The sequence below is a fragment of the Mycobacterium sp. E2699 genome (assembly GCF_001666745.1).
Taxonomy (GTDB): Bacteria; Actinomycetota; Actinomycetes; order Mycobacteriales; family Mycobacteriaceae; genus Mycobacterium.
Genome location: NZ_LZJH01000035.1, coordinates 188,162 through 205,639, shown reverse-complemented (window position 1 = coordinate 205,639; position 17,478 = coordinate 188,162). Strand labels below are relative to the sequence as shown.

14 protein-coding genes and 1 other RNA gene are annotated in these 17,478 nt (G+C 68.7%); 8 read left to right on the top strand and 7 right to left on the bottom strand.

Features of this window, described 5'->3' with window-relative positions; genetic code table 11:
* The first annotated feature begins 146 nt into the window (after positions 1-146).
* Both A5696_RS05070 and A5696_RS05065 read left to right on the top strand, forming a co-directional pair.
* Positions 147-1,313: a cellulase family glycosylhydrolase gene (locus A5696_RS05070; protein WP_067874327.1), complete on the top strand. Its 1,167-nt coding sequence runs from the start codon at positions 147-149 to the stop codon at positions 1,311-1,313.
* A gap of 80 nt (positions 1,314-1,393) precedes the next feature.
* A complete protein-coding gene (locus tag A5696_RS05065; protein WP_067874324.1) occupies positions 1,394-2,905 on the top strand; it encodes a CYTH and CHAD domain-containing protein in 1,512 nt (503 codons plus the stop codon).
* A gap of 27 nt (positions 2,906-2,932) precedes the next feature.
* Here A5696_RS05065 and rnpB read toward each other — a convergent pair.
* Positions 2,933-3,332: RNase P RNA component class A (gene rnpB / locus A5696_RS05060), an RNA gene on the bottom strand.
* Positions 3,333-3,452: 120 nt separating this feature from the next.
* Here rnpB and A5696_RS05055 point away from each other — a divergent pair.
* Both A5696_RS05055 and A5696_RS05050 read left to right on the top strand, forming a co-directional pair.
* Positions 3,453-4,622 (top strand): cytochrome P450, encoded by a 1,170-nt coding sequence (locus A5696_RS05055; RefSeq protein WP_067874320.1) that lies wholly within the window; start codon positions 3,453-3,455, stop codon positions 4,620-4,622.
* Positions 4,622-4,813 carry a ferredoxin gene (locus A5696_RS05050; RefSeq protein ID WP_231964231.1) on the top strand — a complete coding sequence of 64 codons (192 nt, stop codon included), beginning with the start codon at positions 4,622-4,624 and terminating at the stop codon, positions 4,811-4,813. Before A5696_RS05055 ends, A5696_RS05050 begins: the two co-directional genes overlap by 1 nt.
* Here the strand turns inward: A5696_RS05050 and A5696_RS05045 are convergent.
* Complete coding sequence (locus tag A5696_RS05045) at positions 4,805-5,899, bottom strand: Zn-dependent alcohol dehydrogenase (protein ID WP_067874315.1); 1,095 nt, start codon at positions 5,897-5,899, stop codon at positions 4,805-4,807. The genes A5696_RS05050 and A5696_RS05045 overlap by 9 nt on opposite strands.
* A gap of 74 nt (positions 5,900-5,973) precedes the next feature.
* Here A5696_RS05045 and A5696_RS05040 point away from each other — a divergent pair, with 74 nt between their 5' ends.
* Positions 5,974-7,473: an aldehyde dehydrogenase family protein gene (locus A5696_RS05040; RefSeq protein WP_067874512.1), complete on the top strand. Its 1,500-nt coding sequence runs from the start codon at positions 5,974-5,976 to the stop codon at positions 7,471-7,473.
* Between the two features lie 173 nt (positions 7,474-7,646).
* Here A5696_RS05040 and A5696_RS05035 read toward each other — a convergent pair whose 3' ends face one another.
* Positions 7,647-8,123 (bottom strand): CAP domain-containing protein, encoded by a 477-nt coding sequence (locus tag A5696_RS05035; RefSeq protein WP_197516887.1) that lies wholly within the window; start codon positions 8,121-8,123, stop codon positions 7,647-7,649.
* A gap of 159 nt (positions 8,124-8,282) precedes the next feature.
* On the opposite strand from A5696_RS05035, the gene A5696_RS05030 reads away from it, so the two are divergent.
* Positions 8,283-9,422, top strand: coding sequence for an amidohydrolase family protein (locus tag A5696_RS05030; protein WP_067874312.1), 1,140 nt, complete (start codon positions 8,283-8,285; stop codon positions 9,420-9,422).
* A gap of 72 nt (positions 9,423-9,494) precedes the next feature.
* Positions 9,495-11,090, top strand: a complete 1,596-nt coding sequence (locus A5696_RS05025) for an LCP family protein (protein WP_067874309.1) — start codon at positions 9,495-9,497, stop codon at positions 11,088-11,090.
* A gap of 67 nt (positions 11,091-11,157) precedes the next feature.
* On the opposite strand, the gene A5696_RS05020 is transcribed toward A5696_RS05025, so the two are convergent.
* Positions 11,158-11,931 carry a PE family protein gene (locus A5696_RS05020; RefSeq protein ID WP_067874306.1) on the bottom strand — a complete coding sequence of 258 codons (774 nt, stop codon included), beginning with the start codon at positions 11,929-11,931 and terminating at the stop codon, positions 11,158-11,160.
* A gap of 217 nt (positions 11,932-12,148) precedes the next feature.
* Here A5696_RS05020 and A5696_RS05015 point away from each other — a divergent pair, with 217 nt between their 5' ends.
* Complete coding sequence (locus A5696_RS05015; protein WP_067874506.1) at positions 12,149-13,648, top strand: molybdopterin-dependent oxidoreductase; 1,500 nt, start codon at positions 12,149-12,151, stop codon at positions 13,646-13,648.
* 15 nt (positions 13,649-13,663) lie between these two features.
* Here the strand turns inward: A5696_RS05015 and A5696_RS05010 are convergent, their stop codons facing one another.
* The 3 genes from A5696_RS05010 to A5696_RS05000 all read right to left on the bottom strand — a co-directional run bounded on the left by A5696_RS05010 (position 13,664) and on the right by A5696_RS05000 (position 17,438).
* Positions 13,664-13,864: a hypothetical protein gene (locus tag A5696_RS05010; protein ID WP_067874303.1), complete on the bottom strand. Its 201-nt coding sequence runs from the start codon at positions 13,862-13,864 to the stop codon at positions 13,664-13,666.
* Positions 13,865-13,886: 22 nt separating this feature from the next.
* The gene (locus tag A5696_RS05005; RefSeq protein WP_067874295.1) at positions 13,887-14,135 is read right to left on the bottom strand and encodes a hypothetical protein; all 249 of its coding nucleotides are present in this window, start codon (positions 14,133-14,135) and stop codon (positions 13,887-13,889) included.
* A gap of 138 nt (positions 14,136-14,273) precedes the next feature.
* Complete coding sequence (locus A5696_RS05000; protein WP_067874292.1) at positions 14,274-17,438, bottom strand: adenylate/guanylate cyclase domain-containing protein; 3,165 nt, start codon at positions 17,436-17,438, stop codon at positions 14,274-14,276.
* Positions 17,439-17,478: the final 40 nt, after the last annotated feature.

Below are 17,478 nucleotides of genomic sequence, written 5' to 3'. Positions count from 1 at the left end.
CTTCTGCGCGCTTGCAAAGTCGATCCGGTCCAGACTGGGTTTTGCTGAAATCCCTTGCGTGGCAGGGCGTGTACGATTTCTTCTGTACACAATGGCGACTCCGCGGGCGGGGGGTTGAACACATAGTCGGCACTTTCGGTGGCTTCGTGCACCGCCGGACGGTCTTGAAGTTGCCGCTGCTTTTGGCAGGAGGCGCCGCCCTGGCCCGCGCACCGCGCGCCGCCGCGCAACCGCCCGTCGGCTCGCCCGACTCAAGTCGATGGTCGCCCGATCGCGCCGACCGCTGGTACCAGGCGCAAGGCTGGCTCCTCGGCGCGAACTTCGTGACGTCGAACGCCATCAACCAGCTGGAGATGTTTCAGGCCGACACCTTCGACCCGCGGCGCATCGACACCGAGCTGGGCTGGGCCCAGCAGCACGGGTTCAACACGGTGCGGGTTTTCCTGCACGATCAGCTCTGGACCCAGGATTCCCGGGGATTCCAGGGCCGCCTCGCCCAGTTCGTCGACATCGCGGCGGCGCACGACATCAAACCGCTGTTCGTCTTTTTCGACTCCTGCTGGGATCCGTTCCCCCGCGCGGGCAAGCAGCGCGATCCCAGGCCCGGTGTGCACAACTCCGGCTGGGTGCAGAGCCCGGGCGCAGACCGCCTGGGCGACGGGGCTTACGGCCGCGTCCTGCGCGGCTACGTCACGGCGGTGCTGACCCAATTCCGCAACGACGACCGCGTTTTGGGCTGGGACCTGTGGAACGAGCCCGACAATCCCTCCCGCTACTACCGCTCTGTCGAGAGGGCCGACAAGCTGAACCTGGTCGCCGAGCTGCTTCCGCAGGTATTCGCCTGGGCTCGCTCGGTCGATCCGCGGCAACCGTTGACGAGCGGCGTGTGGGACGGTGAACCCGAAGAGGACTCCGATCTGCGCAGCACCATCAGGGGCATTCAGCTCGACAACTCCGACGTCATCACGTTCCACAGCTACGGCGGCCCCGCCGACTTCGAGGCCCGCATCGCGGAGCTTGCCCCGCAGGGACGCCCGATCCTGTGCACCGAGTACCTGGCCCGATCGCTCGGCAGCACCGTGGAGGGCGTTTTGCCAATTGCCAAGTCGCACAACGTCGGTGCGATCAACTGGGGCCTGGTCGCCGGGAAGACCCAAACCTACTTCCCCTGGGACTCGTGGGAGCACCCGTACGCGGCGCCGCCCGACGTCTGGTTCCACGATCTGCTCCTCCCCGACGGGCGGCCGTACCGCGACAGCGAAAGCCAGACGATTCGTCGGCTGGCGGGCCTGGCGATGCACCTCAGCCCCTAGGGAGGGGAACGGCCGCGTGACCGCACCCGGCGATGTGGCACCCTATGGGTGCCCGTCCTGCCGCCTCAATGGAGTCGAAAATGCCGGTAAAAGCGCCCAAAACCTCGCGACATCTCGAGGTGGAGCGCAAGTTCGACGTCGTGGAGTCCACGGTGTCGCCGTCGTTCGAAGGCATCGCCGCGGTCGACCACGTCGACAAGTCGCCGACCGAATCGCTGGACGCGACGTACTTCGACACCCCGGCCCATGACCTGGCGCGCAACAAGATCACCCTCCGGCGCCGCACCGGCGGCCACGACGCGGGTTGGCATCTGAAGCTACCGGCCGGCCCCGAAGCCCGCACCGAGGTGCGCGCACCACTGGACGCTGGGGAATCCGGGGACAAAGACACCGTGCCCGACGAGTTGCGCGACATCGTGCTGGCGATCGTGCGCGAAAAGCCGCTCGAACCCGTCGCCCGCATCAGCACCGAACGCGAAACGCAGGTGCTCTACGGCGCCGACGGGGCGGCGTTGGCGGAATTCAGCAACGACCACGTCACCGCGTGGGCGGCCGGGAACTCCGACGCACCACCCGCCGAACAGGAGTGGCGGGAGTGGGAACTCGAGTTGGTCGAGGGCAACGGCGCGGCCGACGCCGAACTGTTGGGCCGGCTGAGCAATCGGCTGCTCGACGCTGGCGCCGCACCCGCCGGTCACGCCTCCAAACTGGCGCGGGTGCTGGGCGCGACGGCCCAGCCGGACGAGACGCGGGAGCCCGCCGACCCGGTGCACCGGGCGGTGGCGGAGCAGGTGGCCGAGCTGCTCGTGTGGGATCGCGCCGTGCGGGCCGACGCCTACGACGCCGTGCACCAGATGCGGGTGACCATCCGGAAGATCCGCAGCCTGCTGGCCGATTCCCAGGACGCGTCCGAATCGTCCGACATCGCCTTCATCCAGGACGAGCTGCGCGAACTCGGCAACGTGCTGGGCGTGGCCCGCGACGCCGAGGTGCTGGCCGAGCGCTACCAGCAGGCGCTGGACAGGCTGCCGCCGGAGCTGGTGCGCGGGCGCATCCGCGAACGCCTCGTCGACGGGGCCCGACGCCGCTACCAGACGGGGCTGCGGCGGTCCCTGATCGCGATGCGCTCGCAACGCTACTTTCGCCTGCTCGACGCCCTCGACGCGTGGGTCGCCGAAGTCCCCGCCGCCGCTGCGGGCCACGAGCCGGAGCCGGTCACGCTCGAAGCCGCCTACCAGAAGGTCCGCAAGGCCGCGAAGGCCGCCGCCGAGGTGCAGCCGGGGGCAGAACACGACCTGGACCTCGCTCTGCATCGAATTCGCAAGCGCGCCAAGCGGCTTCGGTACACCGCCGCGGCCACCGGCGCCACGCGGGTGTCCGAGCAGGCGAAGGTCATCCAGACGCTGCTGGGCGACCACCAGGACAGCGTGGTCAGCCGCGAGCACCTGAGTCACCAGGCCGAGGCCGCGCACACCGCCGGCGAGGACACCTTCAGCTACGGCCTGCTCTACCAGCAGGAGGCCGACCTGGCCGAGCGGTGCCGTCAGCAGCTCGACGAGGCGCTGCGCAAGCTGGCCAAGGCGGTGCGCTGAGCGCGGGCCGTTCCACCCGGGGCGGGGCGGACGAGTTGGCCTGTAAGCCGGATTCTGTTCCCCGCCGCCGCGGCATGGCAACGGCGGCGGGGCGGCGACCATCCATCTGGACACACCGTCACCGGGTGCCTCGAGCGGCCTACCCGCAGGCTCGGGCGAGCAGCCCTCGAACGCCTGCGCGGCCGCACCGGGTGCGGCCTTCTTGGCCTTGCTTCGGGTGGGGTTTGCCTAGCCACTCCGGTCACCCGGAATGCTGGTGCGCTCTTACCGCACCGTTTCACCCTTACCACCGCGAGGGTGGCGGTTTGATTTCTGTGGCACTTTCCCGCGAGTCACCTCGGATTGCCGTTAGCAATCACCCTGCTCTGTGAAGTCCGGACTTTCCTCGAACCGCCTCGCGACGGTCCGCGGCCGCCCGGCCAACTCGTCCGCGACGATCCACGGTACTCGCTCCGCAATCCGCTGACCAGCACCTCGCTAGCGACTTTGACGATTGAGCAACTTACCAATCATTGCTAAATAAGTGTAATGGTGCCACGCTGACCGCATGACAGATACCGAAGGATTTGTCGATCAGTCGGTGACGGGTCTCGCTGAGCCGCAACCGATGTACAAGGCGCTGCGCGAAACGACCCCGGTGTTCCGTTCCCCGCAGGCGGTGGTCCTCACCCGCCTTGCCGACATCGAGATGGCGCTCAAGCGCACCGAACTGTTCTCGTCGAACATGGACGCCGTCGACCTGGGCAACATTCGGCCGATGATCCCTTTGCAGATCGACCCGCCCGAGCACGCGAAGTACCGCCGCATCCTGGACCCGCTGTTCACCCCCCGCGAGATGGCCCGGCGCGAACCCGGCGTCACCGAGCTGGTGAACCGGGCGATCGACCGCTTCGCCGGCCGGGGCGAGTGTGACTTCCACGAGGAGTTCGCGGTGCCCCTGCCCTGCACCGTCTTTCTGCAGTTGCTCGGCCTGCCGCTCGAAGACCTCGAACAGTTCCTGGTGTGGAAGGACCACATCATCCGCCCGGAGGGCGACTCGGGCTTCGACCGCCGCCACGAGACCGGCGCTCCCACAGCGGAACAGATCTACGACTACTTCGACCGCGCCATCGACGACCACATCGCCAGCCCGCGCGATGACGTGCTGTCGGCGATGATCGCGGCCACCATCGAGGGCCAGCCGCTGTCGCGCGAGGAGCTGCTCGACATCTGCTTCCTTTTCCTGATCGCCGGCCTCGACACGGTCACCGACTCGCTGGACTGCTTCTTCGTGTACCTGGCCCGCCATCCCGACCACCGCCACCAGCTCGTCGAGCAGCCCGACATCCTGCCCAGCGCCATCGAGGAGTTGTTGCGCTGGGAGACACCGGTTCCCGGGGTCGCCCGGGTCGCGATGCAGGACACCGAGGTGGGCGGATGCCCCATCAGCAAGGGCGAACGGGTCAGCCCGCTGCTCGGCGCGGCCAACACCGATCCCGCCGAGTTCCCCGACCCGGAGCTCGTCGACTTCCGCCGAAACCCCAACCGGCACCGCGCGTTCGGTGGCGGCCCGCACCGCTGCCTGGGTTCGCACCTGGCGCGGATGGAGTTGCGGGTGGCGCTGCGCGAATTCCACCGGCGCATCCCGGATTACGAGATCAAGCCCGGTACGCAGCTCACCTACACCGCGGCGCTGCGTTCGGTGGAGTCGCTGCCGCTGGTGTTCCCGGTGTCGTGATGCGCATCTCGATCGACGCCGAACGCTGCACCGGCCACGGGCGCTGCTACACCCTGGCGCCCGACGTGTTCGACGCCGACGAGGTCGGTCACTGCGTCGTGCTCGTCGAGGACGTCCCGGGCGACCTCGAGGCGCAGGCCGTCGCCGGCGAGCAGAACTGCCCGGAGCAGGCAATCACGCTGTCACGCTGAGGGTTCCGCGAAGCACACCACGCTGCGCGCCCCGCGGCCCGCCTGCATATCCGCGAACGCCGCCTCGACGTCGTCGATGCCGATCCGCCGCGTCACCAGCGCTTCCAGGTCGAGCTTGCCGCGTTGGGCGAGCTCGGCGAGTACCGGGATGTCGCGGGCGGGGTCGCTGGCGCCGTACACGCTGCCCTGAACCGTCTTGCCGTCGGCCATCAGCGACAGCGCCGGGAACGTCACCTCCTCCGCGATTCCGGCGGCCCCCACCAGGGTGACCTTGCCGCCGCGGCGGGTGGCCTCGTAAGCCAGCCGCATCGTGGCGGGCTTGCCGACCACCTCGATCCCGTGATCGACGCCGGCGCCGCCGGTGAGGTCGCGCACCGCGGCGACGAGGTCGGCCTCGCCGGCGTCGACGGTGTCGGTCGCCCCGTTGGCCGCCGCGGCCGGAAGTTGGCCGGCCACCCGGTCGGCGGCGATGATCCGCGCCGCGCCTGCCAGCCGCGCCCCCTGGATGGCGGCCAAACCGACGCCGCCGCAGCCGATCACGAGCACGCTGTCCCCCGGCCGCACGGCCGCGGTGCGCATCACCGCACCGACGCCGGTGGTGACGCCGCAACCCAGCAGGGCGGCGTGGTCGAGCGGCAGCGACTCGTCGACCGGCACCACGGCCGCGGCCGGCAGCAGCGTCTCCTCGGCCAGCGACCCGACACCCATGCCCGGCCACACCGGGCCGGCGCCGCTCTCGGCGTAAGGACCGCCGTAGGCATGGTCGTAGCCGTGCACGCACAGCTGGGCCTCGCCGCGCAGGCAATGCGGGCAGGACCGGCAGGGCACGTTCCACGTCAGCACGACGTGATCACCCGGGGCAACCGTGGTGACGCCGGCGCCCACCTCGGCGACGATCCCGGCGCCCTCGTGCCCCAGCGTCGACGGCAGCAGGGTCGGGATGGAGCCGTCGCGCAGCGACAGGTCGCTGTGGCACACGCCGCTGGCGCGCAGCCGCACCCGTACCTCGGTGTTGCCGAGGGGCCGCAGCGCGAGCTCCTCCACCGCCGTGGGCTGCCCGACCTCGCGCAGCACGATGGCTTTCATCGGACCAAAAATGTGATCGGCGTCATAGCGACCTACGATGGCTGGACAACCGGACCGGGTCAAGGGAGACGGTGATGACGGGGTCAACGACGATCACGCAGAACAGCCAAACTGCCGATGACGAGCCGATGCTCACGATCGGCGGCAAGCAGCAGGTCGGCGCGGCCGGAAGCTACGCCGTGCACAATCCCGCGCGGCCGGCCGAGGTCGTGGGCCACGCCCCGGCCGCCGACCGCCCCCAGCTCGACGCCGCGGTGTCGGCCGCGAGGCGGGCCGCAGCCGGATGGCGGGCGCTGGGCGTCGCCGAGCGGGTCGCCGCCCTCATGGCCGCGGCGGCGACCGCCGCGGAGGGGCTGGCCGCCCGCGACGGCGCGCGGCTGTACACCCGCGAGCACGGAAAGGTGTTGAGCGAGGCCAACTTCGAGATCAGCACCGGCCCGGGCCTGGCCGCGCTCATCGGGTCGATGGCCGAGGCCGCGGTGGCGCCCGAGCAGGTCGACCCGAATGCGCCCTACCCACGCCTGCATCGGGAGCCGTTCGGCGTGGCCGCGCTGGTGTTGCCGTTCAACTGGCCGCTCGCGCTGACGATGACCAAGCTCGCGTCGGCGCTGAGCGCGGGCAACACCGCCGTCGTCAAGGTGCCGCCCACGTGCCCGCTGGCGGCGCTGCGGCTCGCCGGCGCTTTCGCGGAGGTGCTGCCGACGGGCGTGGTCAACGTGCTCTCGGGCCCCGGCAGCGAGCTCGCCCAGGCGCTGGTCACCCACCCGGGCGTCGACCTGATTTCGCTGACTGGCGGCGTCGCCACCGGGCGCTCCGTCATGGCGGCCGCGGCGGCGCGCCTGACGCCGGTGCTCCTCGAGCTCGGCGGCAACGACGCCGCGATCATCGCCCCCGACATCGAGGTCACCGACGAGCTGGTCGAGCGGCTGGTGACGGCGACCTACACCACCGGCGGCCAGGTCTGCATGGCGATCAAGCGGCTGTACGCGCCCGCGGCGCGGGTCGGCGAGCTGGCCGAGGCGGTGCTCGCGCGCTGCGAGAAGGAGGTGGTCGGCGACGGCCTCGCCGCCGAGACCACGCTCGGCCCGCTGCACACCGCCGCCGGCCGCGACCGGGTCGCCGCGCTGGTCGGCGAGGCCGAGGCCCGGGGCGCGACCGTGCGCACCGGCGGACGCATCCGCGACGAGGACGCCGACTCGGGTGGCTACTTCGCTTTGCCGACCGTCGTCACCGACCTGGCCGCGGACTCGCGGCTGGCCACCGAGGAGCAGTTCGGCCCGGTGCTGCCGATCTTCGGCTACGACGACATCGACGACGCCGTGACCGCCGCCAACGCAACGGAATTCGGCCTCACGGCCTCGGTCTGGACGGGCGACGACGCCCTGGCCGACCGGATCACCGGCGAGCTCGTCGCGGGCACGGTCAGCGTCAACTGCCACGGCCTGGCCGCCCAGGACCCGCGCCTGCCGTTCGGCGGGTGCGGCCAGTCCGGCCTCGGCCGCGAGCTCGGCGTCGACGGCATCCGCGCGTTCACCCAGCCGCGCACGTTCGTCCGGCACCCCGTGCCGAATTAGCGAACCTTCGAGTGTGCACTGACGGCTTTGAATGTGCACTCCGGGCCGAAAATCCGTCGAATCTGCACCCTGGGCTCACACCGAAAGCCCAGAACGCTCACTCGTGACGAAACCCCAGACGGAGTAAGCGTTGCGAAGGCGGCCGCATCCGAACATCTTGGGCCGCACAGCTTTTAAGGGCCGGCGAAATCCCCGACGGCGGTCATTTTGTCGCCGTTCCAGGCGGTGGCGAAGCCGGCCGTGGTGAAGGCACAGTTCAGGATGATCGAGCGGTGTGGGGGACTCCCCATCCACGCGTCGAGCGCGGCGCCCGGGGTTGCGGCGGACCCGGTGCCCCAGTAGACGATCTCACCGGTGTAGCCGGTCCGGGTGTAGCCCGCGTCCGCGATGCGCGCCTGTGGCGACGAGCCGTCCGATCCGATGTGCCCGTTCACACCGTGCGTGAGCATGTCGTCGGCGTGCCGCTGCGCGGCCGAGGTCAGGCGCGGGTCGTCGCCGATCCCGCACGTCGGGCGAAGCCGGTTGACGAAGCTGTACACGGCGGTCGCCGAATCGTCCGGGCCGGCAACAGCGCCGCCGGCCGCGCCGAGAATCGTGATGAGCACAGCGCAGCTCGAGAAGAAGGCGACGATCTTCACTTTCCTCGTCATAGTGCCTCTTACCCACCCGCTCACTTCGCTGTTGCCAGCAAACAAAGCCTAATCAGCTTCGGCGGTGACGGGTTGAGAATCGCGATTCCGGTTGCGAGGTCGACACCGTACGTTCGGCGCCCCTTGACGCTGCCGGATGGCGGTGGCACAACTGGCGGTATGGCTCGCATCGTCGACTCCGACCAGCACCTCTACGAGAGCCGTTCGCTGTGGACCGACCACATCGACCCCGCCGCCCGTGCCGACGCGCTGAACCTGGTCGACGACGAGCTGGGCTACACCTGGCTGAGCTGGCGCGGCGCTCCGCTCGCGCTCGCCGACGTCCACCTGCCCGGCAACACCGCATCCTGCGGCGAGCACCGCAACCGTCGCCGGGCCGCCGAGCCGCCCGCCTATCGGTACGACGAAGCGTTGCCCGCCGCCTACTGGGAGCCGGGGTCGCGGCTTCGCTGGCTCGACGATGCGGGACTCGACGAGGCGGTCCTGTTTCCCAATTTCGGCCTGCTCTGGGAGCGCCACCTGTCGCCGTCCCTTCCGGCGATGACCGCGAACATGGCGGCGTGGAACCGGTGGTGTGCCAACGTGCGAACGGACGGCGATGGGCGGCTGCATCCGGTGGCACATCTGACACTGCGCGATCCGGAGTGGCTCGAGGCCGAGCTGGATGTGTTGGCGCGCTCCGGCATCACGCTGGCCATGGTCGCCGCGGGGCCGGTCGACGGGCGGGAACTTTCCCATCCCGAGCACGACCGGATCTGGTCGGCATTCGTCGACCACGCCGTCACGCCGGTGTTCCACGTCGCGGATCAGGTGCGGGTCTTGGACGATTGCTGGTACCACGACGATCCGGCGCAGGACCTGGTGCCCGCCACCGAAGCCGTATTTCTCTGGGTCCCACCGGCATTGGCGTTGTCCGACCTCATCCTGCACGGGGTCTTCGACCGTCATCCCGGTCTGCGCTTCGGTGTGGTCGAGCTCAGCTCCGCCTGGGTCCCGCAATTTCTGCTGATGTTGGACGGTGCGTTCGACTTCACCACCAAGCTCAACGGCAGGCCCACAACGAACCTGGCGCGGCGACCGAGCCAATACTTCCTCGACCACGTTCGGGTGTCCTCCTTCTCCTACGAGAACCCCAAGCAGCTGGCCGAGCTGACCGGCGACGTGTTCATGTTCTGCAGCGACTATCCGCACTCCGAGGGCACGGCGACGCCGCTGAACGACTACGGGAAGATGGGCTGCCGGGAGCCGGAAATGCCCGGCCTCTTTCACGCCAACGTCGACTCGCTGCTGAACCGATGACGCCCCTATTCCGCCATTCACCTGGGCAGACATTGGTTAAACCGCGGCGACCTGGTTACTCTCACTTCTGTCATGTCAGGCGATGGTGCGGCGGGTTCGCCGACGGGCGGGCCCCGGCATCGCTCGCGCGGCAGGCACCGCATTCCGGGTGGAGTGAAGGTGCTCGCCGCGCTGATATCGACGGCCGTGATTGCCGTCACCGCCATCGGGTGGATCACCTACCGCGCCGCGACGGCCGGCATCACCACGTCCGAGGCGCTGTCCGGTGAACCCGCCTCGGCCGGAAGCGATCAGAACATCCTGATCATGGGGCTGGACAGCCGCCGCGACCAGCACGGCCGGCCGCTGGCGCCCGAACTTTACGATGCGCTGCACGCGGGCAACGAGGACTCCGCCGACGGCGATGCCGACGCGCTGATCGTCGTGCACCTGCCCGCCGGCGGCGCCCCCGCGACGGCGATCTCGATCCCCCGCGACGACTACGTGGATCTGGCCGGATGCCAGGGCTCGGATTGCCGCGGCAAGGTCAAGCAGGCCTACAGCTTCGCGTATCAACGCGTGATGCAATCCGGTTCGTCCTCCACGGCAGGCCAGGACCCCGCGGCGAAGGAACAGGCCGCGAGGGAGGCCGGGCGCAAGGCCGAGATCGGCACGGTCCGGCGCCTGCTGCAGATCCCGATCGACCACTTCATCGAGGTCACCCTGGTCGGGTTTTTTCAGCTCGCCCGCGTCGTCGAACCCATCACGGTGTGCCTGAACGAGGACACCTCGGACCGCTACTACTCGGGCGCGGACTTTCACAAGGGCACCCAGCAGATCAGTGCGTCCCAGGCGATGGCATTCGTGCGCCAACGCCGCGACGCCAACGACGCGGCGTTCACCGACCTCGACCGCAGCCGCCGCCAGCAGGCCTTCCTCGTTTCGGTGGTCAGCGCTCTCCGCCATGGCGGGGTGTTGTCATCCCCTGGCCGGCTGCGCGCCCTGCTCGACGTCGCCAAGCAAAACGTCGCCGTGGACGCCGGTTTCGACCTGGACGAGTTGGTGCGTGACGCTTCGGCATTCCCCGACCGGCCGGTCGCGCTCTACACGCTGCCGGTCACCGAGTTCGGCAAAATCTCCGACGGAGAAGACGTCAACTTCATCGACGTGTCCACCATCCGCTCCATCGTGCACAGCCTGGTGGCCGCCGATTCGCCGGCGACGAGCCCCCTCAACACGGCCGCCGAGACGGCCGAAGCCGGGCAGCCGGCGGTGGGCGGCGTCGTGCTCGACGTGGTCAACGCGTCGGGCCAGCAGGGCGAGGCGGTGCACCTCGAAAAGCTCTTGGCGACAGGGCGATTCGACAAGGGCAACGTCAGCACCGCCGACTCCACGAGCCGAACGAGCAGCATCGCCTACGGGCCCGGTGCGCAGGCGGCCGCCGACGAACTCGGCGACGACTTCGGCATCACCGCGACCCCATCGGACAGCGTCGCCCGCAACACGGTGCAGTTGACCGTCGGCACCGACTACTCCCGGTTCGACAGCCCCAATCGGACGTCGGAATCACCGACCACGACGTCCGCGGTCCCCGTCACCACCGTGCCGGCCACCGGCACCGGCACGCAGGAACCGGCACCCACCAACCTCACGCGCATGGCCGCCGACGGCATTCCGTGCGTCAAATGACAACGCGCTGAAGCATTGAGAGTCCGGAACCCGGAGCTCATGAGCCAGTGACCCGCAGCGTGGGCGACTACACGAACGACAGACCCAGAAGGAGCAGTGCGAGCGCGACTTCGGGCCCGTTGGCCTGTACGTCGGGAATGATGCCGCCGACCTCGAACCCCGTCGGGACGCTGAGCGGCGGGTTCCCACCGGCCGTCACGGTGACCGTGAGGGGCTGAAGGGGAGCCAGCAACCCACCAAAGGGAATGTTGAGCGCCACCGACTGCACGCCCGGAATCGACCCCGGCAACGGTATGGATACCGGGGCCTGGCCATAGAGGATCGCGCTCCCGACGCCGGGGCCGACGTCGGCGAGCGCCGCCATGGCCGCCGCCTGGTCCCCAGCCTGCACGGCATTGACGAATACCGTCGCGCTCTGGCCTAGCGCCCCGGTCGCGGCGACCACCGGGCCCGCCAAATCGAGGGGCAGTTCGATCTCCTGAAGACCGCTGCCCTCGAATGCGGACAGGAATTCGCCGCCGATGGACTGGACGACGCCGCCGGACGCGGCGACAGCCGTGTTGGTGATCTCGGTGCCGAGATACGAAGCCGCGCCGGTTCTCAGCAAGTTCGTGAACTCGGTGTGGAACGCCGCAGCCTGGGCATTGAGCGCCTGATACTCCCGGGCGTGGCTGGAAAACAGCGAGGCGATCCCCGCCGACACCTCGTCGCCCGCGGCAGCCACCAGGTTGGTCGTCGGACGCACCGACGCGGCGTGGGCGGCGGTCAAGGCCGAGCCGATGTTCTCCAGCTGCCCGGCCGCCTGCCCAACAAATTCCGGCACGACCGTCACAAAGGACATAGCCATCTCCTAGCCCGACAGCGATCTCGAGGAAAAGCCTACCGCGGGGCGGGCTTTCGGTCCCGGGTTCCGCGAAAAGGGACCGCCCACATGAGGGTCGACGGCAGCGTGCCCATATCGGCGGTTCGCCTGCGGTGCAAGGCGTTTGCGGTCCCCATGCAAATGGGGAAACCCGGGTACAGTGGTCCGGGTGGCCGTCGCCCCGTCCAATGAGCGGATGATCGCCGGGGTCGCGGCCGCGTCCGTCTCGCTCGGGGTGGCCCAGTTGGTGGGCATCACGTTCGGTGCGCGGGCCGATGCGCGTGCCGCCATCGGCGCGGTCGCGGTCGACCTGACACCGGGACCCGTCAAGGAGTGGGGGATTCAGACCCTCGGTTCCCTGGACAAGCTTTTCGTGGCCGTCGTGGTGCTGGTGGCGATCGCCGCGATCGCCGCGATCGGCGGGACCCTCGAGACCCGCCGCCGACCGCTTGGCAGCGCCGTGATCGCCGCGGCGGGCGTCCTCGGGTGCATTGCGGTGCTGTCGCGGCACGGTGCGACGGCACTCGACACGATCCCCACCGTCGCGGGCGCCGCCTGCGGTGTGGCGACGCTGCGCTGGCTCACCCGCCGGTTCTGGCCCGGCACGGAAGACGAGGGCGAGCCGGATGCCGGCAGGCGCAGGTTGGTCATCTACGGACTGCTCGGGTTCGGAGTGGTGAGTGGCGTCGCGGGCGCGGTCATCACGCGGATGGTGCATTCGGTGGCCGCCGACCGCACCGGCGTCGCGCTTCCCCGGCCGCGCACGCCGGCGCAACCGATACCCGCCGGCGTGCAACCGAACGGCGTTGCGCTGCCACGGTTTATCACCCCCAGCGCCGACTTCTACCGGGTGGACACCGCGCTGGTCGTTCCCCAACTCAGCCACCGCGACTGGCGGCTGCGCATTCACGGCATGGTGGACCACGAAGCCACCTACACCTTCGACGACCTCGGCCGCTTCGACGCCGTCGAAACGGTGACGACGTTGACGTGCGTGTCGAATCCCGTTGGTGGGGACCTGGTTTCGACCGGTGTGTGGACGGGCTACCGGCTGACCGATCTGCTGGCGGCGGCCGGCGTGCACGCGGACGCCGACATGGTGCTCTCGACGTCGATCGACGGGTTCACCGCCGGGACGCCGGTGCAGGCGCTCACCGACGGCCGGGAAGCGGTCCTGGCCGTCGGTCTCAACGGTCAGCCGCTGCCGGTCGAGCACGGCTACCCGGCCCGATTGGTGGTGCCCGGGCTGTACGGGTATGTGTCGGCCACCAAATGGGTCGTCGATTTGGAGCTGACCCGCTTCGACAGGGCCCAGGCGTACTGGACGCGGCAGGGCTGGGCAGCGCGTGCACCCATAAAGACCGAGTCGCGGATCGATGTGCCGAAAGACGGCCAGCAGGTTCCGGTGGGGCCCGTGGTGTTCGGCGGTGTCGCATGGGCGCAGAATCGCGGCGTGCGCGCGGTGGAGGTCCGCATCGACGACGGCGGGTGGCAGCCGGCGCAACCGGGCGCGGCCTATTCCAACGAGACGTGGCGGTTGTGGAGCTTTCCCTGGCAAGCGAAAAGCATTGGGAAACACACCATTACGGTGCGCGCCATCGACAACACCGAAGCCACGCAGACGGCGGATCGGGTTGGTCCCGTGCCCGACGGCGCCACCGGTTGGCACACGGTGCAGTTCACCGTGCAGGCGTGAGGCACTACCGCAGGGTTATTTCGCCGAGAGCTTCCGCCAGCTGAATGCCGCGATCCCGATGCCGATCAGCGCCGTGATCGGGCCGATGATGGACCAGGTCGTGGTGTTGCTCATCGGGCTACCCCCGAGGACGCCGAATCCCTGCAGCGCCCAGATCAGGCCGAACAGCGCGATGATCAACCCGAACGCGAGCGTGACGACGAATGTCCTTTTCATGAGGCGATGCTAGGCGCCCTGACTATCGCGCGGTACGGATGACAAAGGAGTCGGTGTTCTCGTCGTATTCGACGGTTTCGTCCACGAACAGCTCGCCGACGGTGTGGCCGTCTTCGGCGACCGCGAGGAAGGTCGCCTCCTCCGCGTCGTAGGTCACCGATCCCTGCACGAACATCGCCGCGACCTGGTGCCCGTCGGCCCCGAAGACGACCAGCTTCAGGCCGCCGGCGTCCTTGACGTACTGCGCCGCCTCGGCACGTGTGATGACCATCGCTGGAATTCCTTTCTGATGCTTTCGTTGCAGCGCAGTATTCCGGAGGGGCGAAGCCAGTGCGCTCGGGACGGGCCCAAACCGGTCGTCGGCTATGCCTGCCGGCGTCACGCCACCGGTCGCATTCGATCTGGAGCATCAGGGCATCTCCTGGGCGCATTTGATGTGGCCCGCGAAGCCCAGGCAGATAGCCATGGCCCGGTAGCGGTCTCGGTGGTCGCGGTAGACCGCCTCGTCGTCGCGGGCACGCGCGACCAGTGCCCGCATGCGCAGCAACGACAATTCGTTGAGGACGAATCCCGGCTCGACCGACACGGCTGCCAGCCGGTCGATTGCCGCCTGCGCCTCGTCGACGTCGGTGTCGTTGCCGCGCAAGGACAGCGCGGCCACCAGCGCAGCATCGGCGGCACCGCGTAGGAGCATCTCACCGGATTCGGTCAGCTCGTTCGCGGTGGCCCGGGCGATCTCGATGGCCTCCGCTACGTCTCCGGCCTCAGCCTTCAATTCAGCGAGGCGAATGTCTGCGGTTGCCGCGTCGAGCAAGTTGCGCTGCCGCAGCAGAGCTGCGCGCGCCTCGGAAATCAACTTCGACCCGGTTTGAGAAGCCGCGGGGTCGACGTGAGTCAACAGAAGCCCATGTGCTACCTGGGCGAGCGCCAAAGCGACATCGTCGCCTGACTTCTCGGCATCTTCAAGCACCTCGGCCGTCTCGGAAAGCGCGGCTGAATCCGGCAAGAGCAAGCCGTTCGTGGCGGCGATGGTGTAACCGTAGGTGACCACGATCACCACACCGGAGGGCCCGCGCAGGTCTTGCTGGATAGCGATAGCGCGCTTGAAATCGGTGCGCCACGATCGGTCACCGAGAGCAGCGCGCGCGTGTGCGCGGTACAGGAGGCCAACTGCCAAAGGAGATCCGAGACCGGAGACGTTGCCTTTCGAGCCGTCGTCACCCAGCAGATCAACCACCTTCTGCGCCACGCGCAGCGCCTCGGCAACCTCCCCGACATGCAGCTTGGCGAACATCGCCGCGGACATGACCGCGAAGACAGTCATCGGATCAACGGAATCGAACAGGGCTATCTGCTCGGAAGCCAGGCGGGCTGATTCGCGATGGCGATTGGCCATGCTCAACGACAACATCGCGCCCGATAACCCAGCCGCCAGTAACACGTGGTTACCGGATGCGGTGCACAGGTCACGCAGATCCTCGAGGCCGGTGTCGTCGGCGCTGCCGCCCACCCGCCAAGTGGTGAAGCACAACATCGCCCTGGGATGAATGCGCAACCCGGTGCGGTCCGGGAACTCGATGGGCAACGCGTCGGCCATCTGCCGGGCGCGTTCCCAACTTCGGCGGGCGGCAACGATGTCCCTTGTCATCAACCAAAAACCGGCCCGCAAGTATTGTGCGTATGCACCGGGCAAGTCCCCGGCAGCCTCCAGATGTTGGGCGATCAACGCGGCGTTCTCGTCCGCCGATGCGGGGTCACGTTGTTCGATCGCTACGCCCAACCGACGGTGCAGCGCGGCGCGGTCCGCCTTCAACTGTGATTCGTAAGCCACCGCACGGATTAGCGGGTGGCGAAACGCGTACTCGCCGCGGGGGCTGGCCGCCAGTTGCTCGATGAAGTCGGCCTCGATCAGCGGTGCCACCTGCGCAGCGTCCACAACCCGGGCCAAGAGTTCGGCGTCGAGGCGGGATCCGATCACGGCCGCCGCGTTCAGGGTCTGCTTCGCCGCGGCGCTGAGCCGGTCGATGCGGGCGGCCAGCGCGGCGTGCAGGGTCGCCGGCACCGTCACTTCGGCGACGTCGGTGGTGCATCGGTAGCTGCCGCGCTCGCCGTCGAGCGCGCCCCGCTCAGCCAGGTCACGAACCATCTCCTGCGCGAAAAACGGGTTGCCGCCGGCGTGTCCCAAGATGAGCGCCGTAATGCCTCTGAGGGACGGATGGGACCCCAATAGGTGGTTGAGCAGCGCCGCGGTTTCTGCATCACTCAGCCCGGCGAGTGAAATAGTTTGCGCTCCAACCACATTCGTCAGTGATCCCGTGTACTCGGGTCGGTAGGTGATCACAACCGCGGAACGCGTTGCGGGAATGACCGTCAGAAGCTCACTGAACATCGACTCACTGACGGAGTCGATCCAGTGTGCATCCTCGATGATGCACAGCGCCGGCGTGGTCTGGGCGAGCCACAGCGAGTGGATCAGGGCGATCAACCGTCGCCGGCGAGCATCGGGGGCGATGTCCGGCAAGACTGCCTCGGGGTGCCGAACGCCCAACAGGTCATCGAGCAGCAGCAGATCTTCGGGGTTGCCGTGGGGCATGCGAGCACGGACGCGCTCCCGCGCGGCGCCGCCGTCGAGATCGTTGAGTCCCAGCTGGGCCCGCAGCAACCCCGTCACCGCGTGAAACGGCACATCGCTCGTATGGGATTCGCAGTAGGTGGTGAACACCTCCGCACCGCGGTTGCCGGCCAGTTTGGCCGACTCCCGAGCGATGCGGCTCTTCCCGATACCCGGGGCGCCAACGACACCGATCACACCGCCGGCGCCGCCGCAGGCCTCATCGAGTATCCCGGCGATGGCGTTCAACTGGGATGTCCGCCCTACCAGGGTCGGGTCATGGTGCTTGCTGCGCCGACGTGGAGGAATGCTGATCAACCGAAATCCGGCCACCGGGTCGTTCGAGCCCTTGACGTGCACCATTTCCGGTGCGCTCAGCGCCACGACGTTCTCGACCAGCCGAGCAGTGGACGAGCTCAGCATGACGCCGCCCGGAGGCGCCACCGATTCCATCCGCTGGGCCATGCCGACCTGTTCACCGATCGCCGTGTAACCGAAGGCGCTCGAACCGATCGCGCCCGCGATGACCTGGCCGGAGTTGAGGCCCACCCGCAGCCTCAAATTCACACCGTCGCGACGGCTGACCGCCACGGCGAGTTGTGCGGCCGCGTCCTGGATACCCAGTGCGGCAACACATGCACGAAACGCGTGGTCCTCCAACGCCACTGGGGCACCGAACAGCGCCATGATGCCGTCGCCGGTGAACTTGTCCACTGTGCCGCCGTAGCGCCGCACCACTCCTGCTGCACGGGTCACCAGCTCAGTCATGACCTCTCGCAGCCGCTCTGGACCGACGGTCGCTGCGATGTCCATCGAGTGGACCACGTCGGCGAAGAGGACCGTGACCTGCTTGTACTCCGGGCGGATAGTCGGGTCGTTTACCGGTGAGCCGCAACTGTGGCAAAACCGCGCATCCTGCAGAGGTTCGGTGCCGCACCTGCTGCAGGCCGTTACGGCCGTCATCCGACCCTCCGCTTATCCCGGCTTCCAGCATTGTCGTGGT

What these genes read in the sequence shown, in the direction of transcription:
- A5696_RS05065 (WP_067874324.1), top strand. Translation starts at nt 1,394, where the DNA reads ATGCCGGTAAAAGCGCCCAAAACCTCGCGACATCTCGAGGTGGAGCGC.
- A5696_RS05055 (WP_067874320.1), top strand. Translation starts at nt 3,453, where the DNA reads ATGACAGATACCGAAGGATTTGTCGATCAGTCGGTGACGGGTCTCGCT.
- A5696_RS05050 (WP_231964231.1), top strand. Translation starts at nt 4,622, where the DNA reads ATGCGCATCTCGATCGACGCCGAACGCTGCACCGGCCACGGGCGCTGC.
- A5696_RS05045 (WP_067874315.1), bottom strand. Translation starts at nt 5,899, where the DNA reads ATGAAAGCCATCGTGCTGCGCGAGGTCGGGCAGCCCACGGCGGTGGAG.
- A5696_RS05040 (WP_067874512.1), top strand. Translation starts at nt 5,974, where the DNA reads ATGACGGGGTCAACGACGATCACGCAGAACAGCCAAACTGCCGATGAC.
- A5696_RS05035 (WP_197516887.1), bottom strand. Translation starts at nt 8,123, where the DNA reads ATGACGAGGAAAGTGAAGATCGTCGCCTTCTTCTCGAGCTGCGCTGTG.
- A5696_RS05030 (WP_067874312.1), top strand. Translation starts at nt 8,283, where the DNA reads ATGGCTCGCATCGTCGACTCCGACCAGCACCTCTACGAGAGCCGTTCG.
- A5696_RS05025 (WP_067874309.1), top strand. Translation starts at nt 9,495, where the DNA reads ATGTCAGGCGATGGTGCGGCGGGTTCGCCGACGGGCGGGCCCCGGCAT.
- A5696_RS05020 (WP_067874306.1), bottom strand. Translation starts at nt 11,931, where the DNA reads ATGTCCTTTGTGACGGTCGTGCCGGAATTTGTTGGGCAGGCGGCCGGG.
- A5696_RS05015 (WP_067874506.1), top strand. Translation starts at nt 12,149, where the DNA reads ATGATCGCCGGGGTCGCGGCCGCGTCCGTCTCGCTCGGGGTGGCCCAG.
- A5696_RS05010 (WP_067874303.1), bottom strand. Translation starts at nt 13,864, where the DNA reads ATGAAAAGGACATTCGTCGTCACGCTCGCGTTCGGGTTGATCATCGCG.
- A5696_RS05005 (WP_067874295.1), bottom strand. Translation starts at nt 14,135, where the DNA reads ATGGTCATCACACGTGCCGAGGCGGCGCAGTACGTCAAGGACGCCGGC.
- A5696_RS05000 (WP_067874292.1), bottom strand. Translation starts at nt 17,438, where the DNA reads ATGACGGCCGTAACGGCCTGCAGCAGGTGCGGCACCGAACCTCTGCAG.